This is a genomic window from Sphingopyxis sp. GW821-FHT10B01, from assembly GCF_059415685.1.
In genome coordinates this window covers 138,710-152,382 of sequence record NZ_JBWKNS010000002.1, presented here as the reverse complement: position 1 = coordinate 152,382, position 13,673 = coordinate 138,710, and the positions used below count along the sequence as shown (strand labels likewise).

The following is a 13,673-nucleotide window of genomic DNA, read 5'->3' as shown; positions in this document are numbered from 1 at the left end:
GAGGTTCTGGCCGCGATATAGGTGCGCTTGTCCTTGGCACAAGGGTTTTGAAGGCTTATCGGGGAGGGGAAATCACGCGCTTTCACGGAGTCCTCCCGAAATGAAACCTTTTGCCCCCCGCCTCTTCATTGGCGCCGCTCTTGCCATCACTGCGTTGACCCTGACGGCCTGCGAGGAAAATCTGGGCAAGGGGCCGCAGTTGAATGTCGTTAGCGGCCACATCGTGATGGGCGCGACGCCCGACCGGCCTGCGGTGGGCTATTTCCGGGTCGAAGGCGGGCCGCGGCCGGTCGAACTGGTCGCGGTGACCGCCGACCTCGCGCAGCGCGTCGAAATGCACGAAAGCGTCAAGGAAAATGGCGTGGTGACGATGAAGCCGCTGCTCAGCGCCGCCGTCCCGGCCAAGGGCGAGCTGGTGTTCAAGCAGGGCGGCAAGCATCTGATGATCTGGGGCATCAACGGCGCCGCGGTGCGCGCGGGCAAGCTGCCGATGGCGTTCGTCTTCACCAACAACAACAACGAGCGCATTCTCTTCGATATGGTGGTCAAGCCGGCGGAAGGCGCTGCGGCGGCCGACGCGATGGACCATGGTGCGATGGACCATGGTTCGATGGAGAAGGGCGCCGAAAAGGCGGCTCCGGACGCGGCCAAGAAGTAAGCGCGGGTGCCGCGCGCGTCGCGACTCCTGACCGTCGGCGAGGTCGCGCTGGCACGGCAAGTGTTCGGCGACGCGATCGCCTATGACCGCGTGCGCGTGAACCACCATAAATGGATATTCTTCCAGCCGCGCCATATTGTCATGGCGCCGATGGGAAGCCTGCATTTCAACCCGCATGGCGAGCTGTATTGCGACGATTTCAGTGCCGCCTCACAGCGCTTGCAAGGCCTGTTCATCCACGAGATGACGCATGTGTGGCAGGCGCAGACACGCGGGCGTTGGTATCTGGTGCTGATGCGCCATCCGTTCGCGACCTATAGCTATAGCCTCAAGCCGGGCTGGCTGCTCGACCGCTACGGGCTTGAGCAACAGGCCGAGATCGTGCGCCATTATTGGCTGCTCACGCAAGGCACGATCGTCGGCGGCGCGCCGGGGGTCGAGGCGTATCGCGCGATCCTGCCGTTCGAGGTCGAGCCCGGATAACCGGACGGAAAAAGGCCGGGGAGCGGCGTCCCTCCCCCCGGCCCGGATATCAGTGCTGCATATCCTTGTGATCGGCGTGGTCGGACTTGCCCTCGCCTTTCTTGTCGCAGCAGCAAGCCTCCTTCATCTCCTTGCAGCAACAGCACGCCTTCGCGGGCGTTTCGGCGGCATGGGCGATGGCGGGGGTGGCCAGCGCGATCGCCAGCCCGAACAATATCTTCTTCATAATAAAACTCCTTTGAATGATCGATCGGGATTGCATTCAGGAGCGTGGCGGTTCGATTTCGGGGACTGGATCAACGCCGTCGAGCCGGGCCATCATGGTGTCGGACGGAATGATTTTTTTCAAATCGATCGGGGCAATATCGGGCACCCCACCGGCAATTCCGATGCAGGGTGATGCGCAATCGGGATGTGCGGGGTGCGACGCCTTCTTCGCCGGCCCGGACATGTCGCAGCCTGTCATGGAGGCCCCCTCGATAGGGGCAGCCGCAGCCGCGGTGCAGAGCGGACTACCCGGCCCGGCCGCAAGCAGCACCGCCGCGAACAGCAAGAGCAGGGATTGAAAGAGGCGCTGTCGCATCATCTTGGCCGCAGCTGTATCTGGAAGTGTGGCGTATGCAAAGCCGATCGCAGCGGCCGGGGCTTTTGCTGTCCCGGAAAGGCATCGTCTGTGACTGGCGCCGGTCATGGCCGTCATTCTTTTCTGGCCAAACCCCGATTGTTCGTCCTATGTTCCCTTTATGGATGCAAGCTCGCTCATCGTCGCTCTTATCGCTCTTGCCGTTGGCGGTCTGATCGGCTGGCTCTTTGCCGGGCGGCAATCGGGGGCGCTGAAGGCCGAACGCGACGGATATTCGGAGCGGTTCAAGCGCGCCGTTACGGATCTTGCGGCCGAGGCCGAGGCACGGAAAGCAGCGGATATCCAGCTTGCGTCGCTGCTTAGCGAACAACGTGCACGCGATGAAGCGCATGATGCGCAGATCGCGCAGCTCAAGGATGCGCAGGCGGCACTGACCACCCAGTTTCGCGAAGTCGGGCAGGTGATGCTCGACGGCGCGCAAAAGGCGTTTCTCGACCGTGCCGAGGCACGCTTCAAGGAAAGCGAGGCGACCGCAGGGCAGAATCTGAAGGCGCTGCTCCATCCGGTCCACGACCGGCTCGAAAAATATGAACAGGCGGTGGCGAAGGTCGAGGCCGAGCGGCGCGACGCGTTCGGGCTGCTCCACGGTCAGATCGCGGCGATGCGCGAAGGCACCGAGCGCGTATCGAGCGAGGCGGCGAAGCTCGTCAACGCGCTGCGCAACGCCCCCAAGGCGCGCGGGCGCTGGGGTGAGCAACAGCTCAGGAACGTGCTCGAAAGCTGCGGCCTCTCCGAACATGCCGATTTCCAGACCGAGGTGAGCGTGACCGATGGCGACGGCGGGCGGCTGCGCCCCGATGTCGTGGTGCGCGTTCCCGGCGGGCAGAATCTGGTGATCGACGCCAAAGTGTCGCTCAACGCCTATCAGGACGCGTTCGGCGCGGTCGAGGAGCGCGAGAAGGCGGCGCATCTGGTCGCGCATGCCGCGGCGATGAAAGCGCACGTCAACACGCTCGGCGCGAAGGCCTATTGGAACCAGTTCGACGACACCCCCGACTTCGTTGTGATGTTCGTCCCCGGCGAGCATTTCCTCGCCGCCGCGCTCGATCAGGATGCAGGGCTTTGGGACTATGCGTTCGAGCGCAAGGTGCTGCTCGCGACCCCGACCAACCTCATCGCGATCGCGCGCACCGTCGCGGCGGTGTGGCGGCAGGAAAAGCTCGCCAATCAGGCGCGCGAGATCGCGGCGCTCGGCAAGGAGCTTTATGCGCGCATGTCGGTGATGGGTTCGCATATCGCCAAGGTCGGGCGCAATCTCGATCAGGCAACGGGCGCGTACAACGCATTCGTCGGCAGCTTCGAATCGCAGGTGCTGACGCAGGCCAAGCGTTTCGAGGCGCTCGACATCGAGACTGGTGACAGGGAAATTCCCTCGCTGCCCGTCGCTGAAACGGCGGCGCGGCCGCTGGCGAAGCTGGCGGCGGCGCCTGCGGCGGTCAACGATGGCGACTAACGTCTAATAGACGGGCGCCAATATGGCCGAGGTTCCGTCTTCGGCAAAAAGCCCCAGCAGCCCATTGGTGTTAAGCCGGACCATGACCGGTTTCGCCATCAATGCGAAAAAGGCGCGCTCCTGTTGCATGCCGGCGCCGGGGCATGCCATTTCGGTGGCCATCAACGGCCCCGCAGTCAGCATCGTGCCATCGACTGTATAGCCACCCGAAAACCGGTTGCATCCCGCGCTTCCGCTCATCCGCTTGCCGTCGAAGCTCAGCGTTGTCGGCCGGTCCTTCGCGACGTCGCCCTTTCCGATTACGACAAAGGTCCAGTTGGTACCCGCGAGCTTGTCAGGCAGAAGCGTGCCGCCGCCGCAGCCCGTCACGGTCTTGCTGTCCGCGGTAACCGTCACCGTGTCGCGATAGCGGCGGTCGCTCATCCCGTCGCTGCATGGCGTGTGCTCGACCACGACGGACAGCCGGTCGGTCGCATAGATTCGCCCGTTCGCCGACGGCTTCGCACCGGGGTTCGGGACCATGATCTTGGTCTCGCCATAGTCGCCGTCGTAATTGAGCCGCGACGGCGTGATCTCGAGCGTCCAGCCGGGCTCGGTGCCGAGCGCCATATAGGCGGCGGGCGGCGTGTCGCTTGAGCTTTGCGGTGGGGTGTCGGCGGCGGGCACGCATGCTGCAAGGCAGACACAAGCTGTCAGAGCCGCAAAATTTTTCAACATGGCACCACTCCTTGGCCCCCGCTCGTGTCGAGCGAAGTCGAGACACCCATCGGCACAGCGCAAGGTCGAGGGGCATCTCGACTTCGCTCGATGCGAACGGGAAAGAAAGGCGCATAGTAGCACGGCAATAGCTGCGCGCTGAACGGTGAGTTCTGCCGTGTCAGCCTCGCCGCTGGTTCAGCACCTCATACGCCATCACCGCCGTCGCGACCGCGGCGTTGAGGCTGTCGGCCTTGCCCATCATCGGCATTTTCACGCGCACATCGGCGGCCTCGGCATATTCGGCCGGCATCCCCTGCGATTCATTGCCGGTGAGGATGAAGGTCGGCGCGGTGTAGCGCACGGCCTGATAATCCTCGGTATCGTCGCCGAGCCAGGTTGCAACGAGTTGGGCAGGCCCCTGCCGCAACCAGGGGAGGAACTCGTCCCACCGCGCAACGACCAGCTTCTGCGTAAAGATCGCGCCCATGCTCGCGCGCACCGCCTCGACCGCATAGGGGTCGGTGCTCTCGTCGAGCAGGATCAGCCCGCCCGCGCCGACGGCATCGCCCGTGCGCAGCATCGTGCCGAGGTTGCCGGGGTCGCGGAGGCGCTCGGCGACGAGCCAGATCGGGGCTGCGTCGCGGTCGAGATCGGCAAGCGTTGTTTCGGGCTCGGCATAGATGCCGACGACCGTCTGCGGATTATCCTTGCCCGACAATTTCGAGAGGATCGCACCGGTCGTGTCGACAACCTCGCCGCCCGCGGCAAGCGTATCGGCGACAAGCGCCGCCGCGAGTGGATGCCGGTCGCCCTCGGGACCGAGGAACAACCATTGCGGCAGGATGCCCGCCTCGCGGGCTTCGGTCGCGATGCGCAGCCCCTCGGCGAGGAACAGTCGCTCGGCGCGGCGGTGGCGTTTCTCGCGCAGCAGGCGCATCCGCTTGACCAGCGGGTTCGACAGGCTCTCGATGGTGGAACGGCGACCGGTCATCCGGTCAATCCTCGCCGAAGCTGTCCTTGACCAGCCCGACCAGCTTCAGCAGCGCTGCATCGGCGCCGTCTCCCCTGGTGTGGATCGTGATCGAATCGCCTTTCGCGGCGCCGAGCATCATCAATCCCATGATCGACGTGCCATTGACCCGCGATCCGCCCTTTTCGACCTCGACCGACACGCTTTCGGGCAGGCGGCTGACAAAGGTCACGAATTTGGCGCTGGCGCGCGCGTGAAGCCCGCGCTGGTTGGTGATTTCGACGGTTTCGGAAATCTCGCTCATGGCCCCACCCCCAGCATTTCGGATGCGACCGAAATATATTTCTGGCCGGCTTCCTTGGCCGCGATCACTGCGGCGCGCAGTTCCATCGTCTTGCGTGCGCTTTCGAGCCGGATCAGCATCGGCAGATTGACCCCGGCGATCACTTCGGTCCGACCCGATTCGAGCAGGCTGATCGCAAGGTTCGACGGGGTCCCGCCGAACAGGTCGGTCAGCATGACAACGCCGCGGCCTTCGTCGACCTCGCGAATCGCGTCGGCGATTTCCTTGCGGCGCATCTCCATATTGTCGTTGGGACCGATGCATACGGTCGCAATTGCCCTTTGGGGACCGACGACATGCTCCATCGCGCGCACCATTTCCTCGGCAAGGCGGCCGTGGGTGACGAGCACCATTCCCAGAAGCGGCAGAGCCTTATCGTTCGGCATGTCGTCGTCGACCCTTATGTTTTGCCGCCGGATGCGGGAGACGCGGGCGGAGGCTTGCCCTCAAGCCCATCTTGCGGGGCAGAGTCAAGATTGCGGTGGGTCAGCGTCGGCTCATGACCCGCGGCGCGTAGCGTTTGGGCAACACGGTTTGCGACATGGACCGAGCGATGACGGCCGCCGGTGCAGCCGAACGCGATGGTGACATAGCTTTTGCCTTCGACGCGGTAACGCGGGAGGAGAGTCAGGATCAGCTTCTCGATCTGCGCGACGCTGTCTTCATAAGCGGGGTCGGCGATCACATAGGCCGCGACGGCCGGATCGAGTCCGGTCCCGGGCTTCAGCTTCGGGTCCCAGTGCGGATTGCGCAGATACCGCATGTCGAACACGAGGTCGGCATTGCGCGGCAGACCGCGCGCGAAGCCGAAACTCAATATGTTGAGCACCGGCTCGCCCTCGTCGGTGTCGCCGAAACGCTGGCGTACTTCCTGCTGCAGATCGTTGCTGCTGTAGTTGGTCGTGTCGATGACATGCTCGGCCCAGCGGCGGAGCGGCTCCATCATTTCGCGCTCGCGCGAGATGCCGTCGGCGGCGGGGCGGTCCTCGGCGAGCGGGTGACGCCGCCGCGTTTCGGAGAAGCGGCGCTCGAGTTCGGCCCCCGCGCAGTCGAGGAACAGGGTCTGGATGTTGCGGCCGCCGGCTTCGCGCAATTCCTTGATCTGCTTGACGAGAAGCGCAGGGCGAAAGCCGCGGCTGCGGCTGTCGATGCCGACGGCGATCGGGCGGCCCGCTTCGCTGCGCTTGAGCGGGGCGTCGATCAGCGTCTCGAGCAGCGCGAGCGGCAGATTGTCGACCACCTCCCAGCTGAGATCCTCGAGCACCTTGAGCACGGTCGATTTGCCCGCGCCCGACAAGCCGGTGACCAGCAACAGGCGCGGTTCGGCGGTCACACTCATTATTCGTGCCTCATGCAGCGGGTGCCAGCCGTTCGAGGGCAAGCATGATCTTGATCGGTGCCGATGCCTCGAACGCCGAAAGCAACAGCGCGGGCAGCGAGTAGCCTGCGACCATCTCGACCTGACCCATCGACGGCATGCGGTCGTAACGGTCGGTCAGCCGCACCGCGAGCGCGAGCGGCACGGGGGCCGTCCACGGGCGCTCGATGATGCCGATCCCGCGGATCTCGAGCTTGCCGGCGAGATTTTCGGGCGGGCGGCACCAGAGTCGGTGGCGATCGAACCAGATGTCGCAGCGATCGTCGGCGACCAGCCGCGCGCCGCGATCGATCAGCCGCAGCGCAAGGTCCGACTTGCCCTGTCCCGAATTGCCGAGGATGAGCACGCCGCCGTTACCCGCCGCGACGCAGCTGGCGTGGATGTTGACGATTTCGGTTCTGGTCCGGCTCGGAAGCATGGCGCATGGCTTACCGGCGCCGATGCGGTGCTGCAAGGCGATAGGAGGCGTTTAGCTGTCCCCGTTTGCGCCTTCGCGTGCCGGAAGCGTGATCAGCAAGCTCGCACCGGGTTTGCTGTCGTCGCGATCCTTGGCGTTGATCGTTCCGCTATGCCCCTCGACGATCGTCCGTGCGATCGCGAGGCCCAGCCCGCTATGGCGGCCAAAGGCTTCGCCGGCGGGGCGCTCGCTATGGAAACGGCGGAAAATGGCGTCGCGCTGCGATGGCTCGATGCCGGGGCCATCGTCGTCGACTTTCACATGGACCTCGTCGCCGAGCCGGGTTGCCGAGATGCAGACGAGGCCGGCGGCGGGGGAGAAGCTGATCGCATTGTCGATGACATTGTCGATCGCGCGTTCCAGCCGGTGGCCGTCGCCCATCACCAATGTCGTGCCCTTGCGCGGGCGCGCGAACGCGATGCGGGGGTGCGGGGTTCCTGCATCGATGCGGGCCGCACGCGACGCGAGCATCGATTCGATCATCATCCCGACGTCGATGGGTTCGAACAGGGTGCGCGACAGCTGCGCGTCGACGCGGCTCGCCTCGCTGATGTCGTTCACCAGCCGGTCGAGCCGCCGCACATCTTCGTCGGCAATCGCAAGCAACTGTGCACGCTGTTCATCGGTCTTGACGCGTCCCAGCCCTTCGATGGCGGAGCGCACCGAGGCAATCGGATTCTTGAGCTCGTGCGTCACATCGGCCGCGAAATGCTCACCCGCGTCAATACGCTCGCGAAGGGCTTGCGTCATGTCCGACAGCGCGCGGGCGAGGGTGCCGATTTCGTCGCGGCGGCTCGGCAGACGCGGGACCACGACCTCGCGCGCGCGGCCGAGGCGGACGCGAACCGCGGCGCGCGCCAGCCGACGCAACGGACGGACGATCGTGCGCGCGAGGAACAGCGAGAGCAGAACCGAGGCGATCAGGACCATCGCGACAACGATCGCGATGCGGAGGCGTTCGGCGCGCACCGTGCGCGTGATGTCGCGCGCGTTGAGCGTCATCAGTACCGTTTGCGGCGTTTCGAGGTCGACGACGCGCGCGGCGCTGAGCAAAGGCGTCCGTTCGGGGGCATAGCGGAAGCGGCTCGCCGCGAGGCCACTGGCCTGCGCCTCGACGACTTCGGGCCAGGATTGCGCAATGTCGACGCGGGGTTCGTGAAAGTCGGGGTAGGACGGGGCGCCGACGATCCAGTCGATGCCCCGGTCCATCGCACGCGCGGCGTCGCGTTGCCACGCCTGCAGGTCCGGGTCGCGCAGCGTATAGGTCGCAGGCCCGGTTGCGAAGCTGTCCGAGATGCGCCGGCCGTCGGGCGCATAGAAGCGCAGCCGCGATTCGGTCGTCGCGGCGAATTCTTCGATCAACCGGCCCCGCTGGTCGGGGCGCGCGGCCTCGAGCGCGCTGTCGAGCATCGCCAGCTGATCCTTCATCATGTCGATGCGCGTGTCGACGAGGCGGCTGCGGTAGGTGTCGAGATAGAAGAAGCCGCCCGCGAGCAGCGCGACGGCGAGGATGTTGACCGCGAGAATACGGGTGGTCAGCGACCAGCGCGCCGACCAGACGAGCGGCGATTCCTCCTGTTCGGCGATGCTCGCGTCGGGCTTCAGCGCGGCGGGTTTCAGAGCGTCAGGCATCGTCGGCAAAGCGGTAGCCCGCGCCATAGAGGGTGGCGATCGCGTCGAACTCGGGGTCGACCTCGCGGAACTTGCGGCGCAGGCGCTTGATGTGGCTGTCGATCGTGCGGTCGTCGATATAGACGTCGTCCTGATAGGCGGCGTCCATCAACTGGTTGCGGCTGCGCACGATGCCGGGGCGCGCCGCCAGCGTTTCAAGTATCAGGAATTCGGTAACGGTCAGCGTGACGTCCTTGCCGTCCCAGGCGACCTTGTGGCGTGCCGGATCCATGCTCAGCCGTCCGCGCGTGATCGGTTCGGCGACGGGCTCCTCGTCACCTTCGGGCGGGCTTTTGTTGAGTTCGACACGGCGCAGGATGGCGCGAATGCGCGCGATCACCAATCGCTGCGAAAAGGGTTTCGCGATATAATCGTCGGCGCCCATCGCGAGGCCCAGCGCCTCGTCGATCTCGTCGTCCTTGCTGGTCAGGAAGATCACCGGAAGCTGGCTTTTTTCGCGCAACCGGCGGAGCAGTTCGAGGCCGTCCATGCGCGGCATCTTGACGTCGAACACCGCAAGGTCGGGCGGATTGTCGATCAGCGGCCGCAGCGCCGCCTCGCCGTCCGAATAGACGCGCGTCACGAAACCCTCGGCCTGCAGCGCGATGGACAGGGATTGCAGGATGTTGCGGTCGTCGTCGACCAGCGCGATGGTTGCCGTCATGCTCTTTCCGTTGGCGAGGCCGGATGCAGAGCTAGCCGATCCGATCCCGACCGACAACCGCCACGGATGGCCGCGCTGCAACATGGGAATCTTTTGACCTCATCCCCCATCCTCGCTAACGCGGCCGGGATTTACGGAATCGGCGTCACGTCGGCACCCATGGAGATGTGGGCCTGCCCTTTTGCTCGGCAGGTTTTGCATACCTATGCAACGGGCTGCGGCGCCAAGGTGAAAGGCAAGACAATGACCAATGTTGTAATCGGCACCAGCAGCGTCGAGACGCGGGCCGAGGTCGCTGAAAACTGGGGCACTTCGGCGCTGATCGAAGATGCCGTTCGTCACGGCGAAGGCCTGCTTGCCAAGGACGGCCCGCTGGTCGTCGAAACCGGCAAGCACACCGGCCGTTCGGCAAAAGACAAGTTCATCGTTCAGGACGACGAGACGCGCGACACGATCTGGTGGGGCAAGACCAACGTCCCGATGACGCCCGATCATTTTGCGGCGCTCAAGGCCGATTTTCTGGCACATCTCGCCGAACGCCCGCGCCTGTTCCGCCAGCAGCTGTTCGGCGGCTCGCAGCCCGAGCACCGCGTCGGGGTTCAGGTCATCACCGAATTTGCCTGGCACAGCCAGTTCATCCGCACCTTGCTCTGCCGCCCGACGGCCGACGAGCTGGCAGCCTTTGTGGCCGAATATACGATCATCGACCTGCCGAGCTTCCGCGCCGATCCTGCGAAACACGGCTCGCGCACCGAAACGGTGGTCGCGGTCAATTTCTCCGAGAAGCTGATCCTGATCGGCGGCACGCAATATGCGGGCGAGATGAAAAAGTCGGTGTTCGGCATTCTCAACTATCTGCTTCCCGTAAAGGGTGTGATGCCGATGCATTGCTCGGCGAACATCGGGCCCAAGGGCGACACCGCGGTCTTCTTCGGCCTCAGCGGCACCGGCAAGACGACATTGTCGGCCGACGCCTCGCGCACGCTGATCGGCGATGACGAACATGGCTGGTCGGACACCGCGGTCTTCAACTTCGAGGGCGGCTGCTATGCCAAGATGATCCGCCTCTCGCCCGAGGCCGAGCCCGAGATTTTCGCGACGACGAAGCGTTTCGGTACCATCCTCGAAAATGTCGTGATCGATCCGGTGACGCGCGAACTCGACTTCGACGACGCGAGCCTCGCCGAGAACAGCCGCGGCTCGTACCCGATCGATTTCATTCCGAACACGTCGGAACAGAATATGGGTCCGGTGCCGCAGACCGTCATCATGCTGACCGCCGATGCCTATGGCGTGCTGCCCCCGATCGCGAAGCTGACCCCCGACCAGGCAATGTATCATTTCCTGTCGGGCTACACCGCGCGCGTCGCGGGGACCGAAATCGGTGTGACCGAGCCCGAGGCGACCTTCTCGACCTGCTTCGGTGCGCCCTTCATGCCGCGCCACCCGTCGGTGTACGGCAATCTGCTGAAAGAGCGCATCGCCAAGGGCGGCGTCCAGTGCTGGCTCGTCAACACCGGCTGGACCGGTGGCATGGCGACGATGGAGGGTATCAAGCGCATGCCGATCAAGGCGACGCGCGCGCTGCTCAACGCCGCGCTCGATGGCAGCCTGAACGACGCCGAATTCCGCAAGGACTCGAATTTCGGCTTCGAATATCCGGTCGCTGTCCCCGGCGTCGACAGCGCGATCCTCGATCCGCGCAACGCCTGGGCCGACAAGGCGGCCTATGACCGCACGGCACAAACGCTGGTTCAGCAATTCATCGACAATTTTGCGCAATTTGCGGACCATGTCGACGAAGGCGTCCGCCAGGCCGCTCCGCAGGCGGCCGTTGCAGCCTGATTGACCCGGATCTCTTCCGGGTGCTCATTCACCCGGAAGGACCGGAACCATGACCACCGACCATAAACCGCGCCTGTTCGAGCGCGACAGTGACATTCGCGTGCTTGGCGAGGCGCTGCTCGCTTGCGCGCTGCCGCGCGAAGCATGGACGCACGAGGCGCATCTGGGCACCTGCCTGTGGCTGCTCACCGAGCGGCCCGATATCGATGTCGATGCCGGGATCGGCACCATTATCCGCCGTTTCAACGAAAGCGTCGGCGGGGTGAACGACGACACGCAGGGCTATCACGACAGCATCACCCGCGCCTATGTCGCGGGGGTGCGGCTGTTCCTGTCAGAAACCGGAGAAACCGGGCTGGCGGAACGGGCCAATGCGATGCTGCTGTCCGACGTCGGCCGGCGCGACTGGCCGCTGCGCTTCTACAGCCGCGAGCTGCTGTTCTCGGTCCCGGCGCGGCGCGGGTTCGTCGAACCCGACCTCGCGCCGTTGCCTGTCGTTTAGCCCTGCGCTCCCGCCACATAGGCCGCGACATTCTGCGCGAGCACGTCGAGCGGGACGTTGCCGCCCTCGACGACGACATTGTCGAAATCGCGCAGGTCATATTTCGCCCCGAGCGCTTTCTGCGCCAGCCCGCGCTGGCGGACGATTTCGCTGTGCCCGACCTTATAGCCGCAGGCCTGCCCGGCCCAGCTGCAATAGCGGTCGACCTCGCTCGCGACCTCGAGCGGGTTCGAGCCGTTTTCCTTGACGAAGAAATCCACGCCCTGTTCGCGCGTCCAGCGCTTGGCGTGGATGCCGGTGTCGACGACAAGCCGGCAGGCACGGAACGCGAGCGATTGGAGATAGCCCAGACGCCCGACCTCGAAATCATCGTAGAGGCCGAGTTCGTCGGCGAGCTGTTCTGCGTATAATGCCCACCCTTCGGAATAGGCGTTGAACGCCAGCATCGTGCGGATCAGCGGCATCTGGTTGGCATATTCGCCCTGCCAGACATGCCCGGGAATTGCCTCGTGCATCGCCAGATCGGGAAGCGAATATTTGCTGTGGAGTTCGGTGGTGCGCAGGTTGATCCAGAATTTGCCGGGCGTGCTGCCGTCGATCGACCCCGCGCCGCCATAGGCCGCGGGCGCGCCGGGCTCCTCGGCCAGCGGCAGGCGCTTCACTTCGACATTGCCCTTGACGAGCGTGCGGAAGGCGCGCGGCAGCTGGGCACGGATCTTGCCGAGCCAGGTCTGGATATAGGCGACAATTTCGGCGCGCCCGGCATCATTGTCGGGGAATTTATACTTGGGGTCCTTGGCGAGCGCATTCATCCGGTCGCCGACCGAGCCCTGCGTGTAGCCGAGCTTCTTCAGGATCGGGTCCATGCGGCCGTGGAGTTCGGCGAGCTCTTCGCGGCCCATTGCGTGGATTTCGTCGGGGGTCATGCGCGTGGTGGTCGAGGCGCGGAGGCCCCACGCATACCATTCGTCGCCGCCCGGCCGCGCCCACATGCCGGCGTCCATCGTCGCCTTTGTGCGCTGCTTCTTCATTTCGGCAAGCTGGCGTTCGAGCGCGGGGACGACTGCACCGCGGGTGATCGTCTCGGCGCGCGGGCCCCAATTGCCCGCGATCTTCGCCTCGCGCGTGCGCTTGGCGAGGCTTTCGACCAGTCCGCCGCCTACGCGTGCATCGGCGAGGCTGGCTTCCATCTGCTTGACCGCCTTGTCGATCAGGAAAGCGGGGGCGATCAGGCCTTGGGCGCCCGCCGCCTTCAGACGCTCGGTCTCGCCGTCGAGCGCCCCCGGATAGGCGTTGAGGCGCGACAGATAGGCTTCGGCATCGGCGGCATTCTTCACCGGATGGTCGCTGTCGAGGAATTTGGGAACGTCGAGATAGGCACCGACATTCTGGATCACGACATAGGGCGTGTTGCGCCAGCCGCCGACCGCGACGTCGCCATAGGGCAGGGCGAAGCCGTCGAGCGCGACGCCATAGGCGCTTTCGACGACCGCAAGGCTGGTGCGCGTCTTGTGGTCGAGCCCCGTCTTGTCGAACGCGCGGACACGCGCGAGGTCGGCCTTCAGCGTGTTCGCGACCGCCTTTTGCCCCGCCGCCGACCGGTCGCCGAGCTTGCCGCGCTCGGCGGCGCGGTGGCCGGTGTCGATGCCGAGCGACGTCGCGCCTTCGGGCGAGAGGGCGAGGAGGTTGTCGGCGACCGACTGGAGCAGTTTGTCCGATGCGCTGACGCGTGGCCCCGCGATGACGGTTTCGGCGACCGCGGGATGGATCGGAAGTGCAACACTGGCGGCGCCCGCTCCGAGCGTGGCGAGTGTCTGGCGGCGGTTCATCGGGGCGGAAAGACTATTGTGCACGTGGCGGGCTCCCTTGCGACCTGTTTCTTCTGAAACCTGTCTAGGCACGCCCGC

16 protein-coding genes are annotated in these 13,673 nt (G+C 65.1%); 5 read left to right on the top strand and 11 right to left on the bottom strand.

The annotated features are described in order from the left end of the window. Nucleotides 1–100: 100 nt before the first annotated feature. Nucleotides 101–658 (top strand): copper chaperone PCu(A)C, encoded by a 558-nt coding sequence (locus AC07NV_RS05155; protein ID WP_495165275.1) that lies wholly within the window; start codon nt 101–103, stop codon nt 656–658. Between the two features lie 6 nt (nt 659–664). Beyond that, complete coding sequence (locus AC07NV_RS05150; RefSeq protein WP_495165274.1) at nt 665–1,141, top strand: vgr related protein; 477 nt, start codon at nt 665–667, stop codon at nt 1,139–1,141. A 49-nt stretch (nt 1,142–1,190) separates the two neighbouring features. Here the strand turns inward: AC07NV_RS05150 and AC07NV_RS05145 are convergent, their stop codons facing one another. Together AC07NV_RS05145 and AC07NV_RS05140 are read right to left on the bottom strand one after the other, a co-directional pair. After that, nucleotides 1,191–1,367, bottom strand: coding sequence for a hypothetical protein (locus AC07NV_RS05145; protein ID WP_495165273.1), 177 nt, complete (start codon nt 1,365–1,367; stop codon nt 1,191–1,193). A 36-nt stretch (nt 1,368–1,403) separates the two neighbouring features. Further along, complete coding sequence (locus AC07NV_RS05140; protein WP_495165272.1) at nt 1,404–1,841, bottom strand: hypothetical protein; 438 nt, start codon at nt 1,839–1,841, stop codon at nt 1,404–1,406. 43 nt (nt 1,842–1,884) lie between these two features. Here AC07NV_RS05140 and AC07NV_RS05135 point away from each other — a divergent pair, with 43 nt between their 5' ends. Then, nucleotides 1,885–3,237: a DNA recombination protein RmuC gene (locus AC07NV_RS05135; RefSeq protein WP_495165271.1), complete on the top strand. Its 1,353-nt coding sequence runs from the start codon at nt 1,885–1,887 to the stop codon at nt 3,235–3,237. Nucleotides 3,238–3,240: 3 nt separating this feature from the next. Here AC07NV_RS05135 and AC07NV_RS05130 read toward each other — a convergent pair whose 3' ends face one another. The 8 genes from AC07NV_RS05130 to AC07NV_RS05095 form a co-directional block, all read right to left on the bottom strand. Further along, nucleotides 3,241–3,954 (bottom strand): META domain-containing protein, encoded by a 714-nt coding sequence (locus AC07NV_RS05130; RefSeq protein WP_495165270.1) that lies wholly within the window; start codon nt 3,952–3,954, stop codon nt 3,241–3,243. A 160-nt stretch (nt 3,955–4,114) separates the two neighbouring features. Then, entirely contained in the window at nt 4,115–4,927 is an 813-nt protein-coding gene (locus AC07NV_RS05125) for a TrmH family RNA methyltransferase (RefSeq protein ID WP_495165269.1), read from the bottom strand. A gap of 4 nt (nt 4,928–4,931) precedes the next feature. Continuing rightward, nucleotides 4,932–5,210 carry an HPr family phosphocarrier protein gene (locus AC07NV_RS05120; protein ID WP_179493804.1) on the bottom strand — a complete coding sequence of 93 codons (279 nt, stop codon included), beginning with the start codon at nt 5,208–5,210 and terminating at the stop codon, nt 4,932–4,934. Next, nucleotides 5,207–5,635: a PTS sugar transporter subunit IIA gene (locus tag AC07NV_RS05115; protein WP_495165268.1), complete on the bottom strand. Its 429-nt coding sequence runs from the start codon at nt 5,633–5,635 to the stop codon at nt 5,207–5,209. The genes AC07NV_RS05120 and AC07NV_RS05115 overlap by 4 nt, the downstream gene beginning before the upstream one ends. A 14-nt stretch (nt 5,636–5,649) precedes the next feature. After that, nucleotides 5,650–6,588, bottom strand: a complete 939-nt coding sequence (gene rapZ, locus AC07NV_RS05110; protein WP_495165267.1) for an RNase adapter RapZ — start codon at nt 6,586–6,588, stop codon at nt 5,650–5,652. A 10-nt stretch (nt 6,589–6,598) separates the two neighbouring features. Beyond that, nucleotides 6,599–7,045, bottom strand: coding sequence for an HPr kinase/phosphorylase (locus AC07NV_RS05105; protein WP_495165266.1), 447 nt, complete (start codon nt 7,043–7,045; stop codon nt 6,599–6,601). Nucleotides 7,046–7,096: 51 nt separating this feature from the next. After that, entirely contained in the window at nt 7,097–8,716 is a 1,620-nt protein-coding gene (locus tag AC07NV_RS05100; protein WP_495165265.1) for a sensor histidine kinase, read from the bottom strand. Next, nucleotides 8,709–9,419 carry a response regulator gene (locus tag AC07NV_RS05095; RefSeq protein WP_495165264.1) on the bottom strand — a complete coding sequence of 237 codons (711 nt, stop codon included), beginning with the start codon at nt 9,417–9,419 and terminating at the stop codon, nt 8,709–8,711. The genes AC07NV_RS05100 and AC07NV_RS05095 overlap by 8 nt, the downstream gene beginning before the upstream one ends. Before the next feature lie 243 nt (nt 9,420–9,662). Here AC07NV_RS05095 and AC07NV_RS05090 point away from each other — a divergent pair, with 243 nt between their 5' ends. Continuing rightward, nucleotides 9,663–11,264 (top strand): phosphoenolpyruvate carboxykinase, encoded by a 1,602-nt coding sequence (locus tag AC07NV_RS05090; protein WP_495165263.1) that lies wholly within the window; start codon nt 9,663–9,665, stop codon nt 11,262–11,264. 49 nt (nt 11,265–11,313) lie between these two features. Beyond that, a complete protein-coding gene (locus AC07NV_RS05085; RefSeq protein WP_495165262.1) occupies nt 11,314–11,766 on the top strand; it encodes a hypothetical protein in 453 nt (150 codons plus the stop codon). Here the strand turns inward: AC07NV_RS05085 and AC07NV_RS05080 are convergent. Next, nucleotides 11,763–13,595: a DUF885 domain-containing protein gene (locus AC07NV_RS05080; RefSeq protein WP_495165985.1), complete on the bottom strand. Its 1,833-nt coding sequence runs from the start codon at nt 13,593–13,595 to the stop codon at nt 11,763–11,765. The genes AC07NV_RS05085 and AC07NV_RS05080 overlap by 4 nt on opposite strands. Nucleotides 13,596–13,673 lie beyond the last annotated feature (78 nt).

Coding starts and splice junctions, on each gene's coding strand:
- rapZ (WP_495165267.1), bottom strand. CDS start 6,588: ATGAGTGTGACCGCCGAACCGCGCCTGTTGCTGGTCACCGGCTTGTCG.
- AC07NV_RS05125 (WP_495165269.1), bottom strand. CDS start 4,927: ATGACCGGTCGCCGTTCCACCATCGAGAGCCTGTCGAACCCGCTGGTC.
- AC07NV_RS05145 (WP_495165273.1), bottom strand. CDS start 1,367: ATGAAGAAGATATTGTTCGGGCTGGCGATCGCGCTGGCCACCCCCGCC.
- AC07NV_RS05135 (WP_495165271.1), top strand. CDS start 1,885: ATGGATGCAAGCTCGCTCATCGTCGCTCTTATCGCTCTTGCCGTTGGC.
- AC07NV_RS05095 (WP_495165264.1), bottom strand. CDS start 9,419: ATGACGGCAACCATCGCGCTGGTCGACGACGACCGCAACATCCTGCAA.
- AC07NV_RS05115 (WP_495165268.1), bottom strand. CDS start 5,635: ATGCCGAACGATAAGGCTCTGCCGCTTCTGGGAATGGTGCTCGTCACC.
- AC07NV_RS05120 (WP_179493804.1), bottom strand. CDS start 5,210: ATGAGCGAGATTTCCGAAACCGTCGAAATCACCAACCAGCGCGGGCTT.
- AC07NV_RS05100 (WP_495165265.1), bottom strand. CDS start 8,716: ATGCCTGACGCTCTGAAACCCGCCGCGCTGAAGCCCGACGCGAGCATC.
- AC07NV_RS05140 (WP_495165272.1), bottom strand. CDS start 1,841: ATGACGGCCATGACCGGCGCCAGTCACAGACGATGCCTTTCCGGGACA.
- AC07NV_RS05085 (WP_495165262.1), top strand. CDS start 11,314: ATGACCACCGACCATAAACCGCGCCTGTTCGAGCGCGACAGTGACATT.
- AC07NV_RS05080 (WP_495165985.1), bottom strand. CDS start 13,595: ATGAACCGCCGCCAGACACTCGCCACGCTCGGAGCGGGCGCCGCCAGT.
- AC07NV_RS05105 (WP_495165266.1), bottom strand. CDS start 7,045: ATGCTTCCGAGCCGGACCAGAACCGAAATCGTCAACATCCACGCCAGC.
- AC07NV_RS05130 (WP_495165270.1), bottom strand. CDS start 3,954: ATGTTGAAAAATTTTGCGGCTCTGACAGCTTGTGTCTGCCTTGCAGCA.
- AC07NV_RS05090 (WP_495165263.1), top strand. CDS start 9,663: ATGACCAATGTTGTAATCGGCACCAGCAGCGTCGAGACGCGGGCCGAG.
- AC07NV_RS05155 (WP_495165275.1), top strand. CDS start 101: ATGAAACCTTTTGCCCCCCGCCTCTTCATTGGCGCCGCTCTTGCCATC.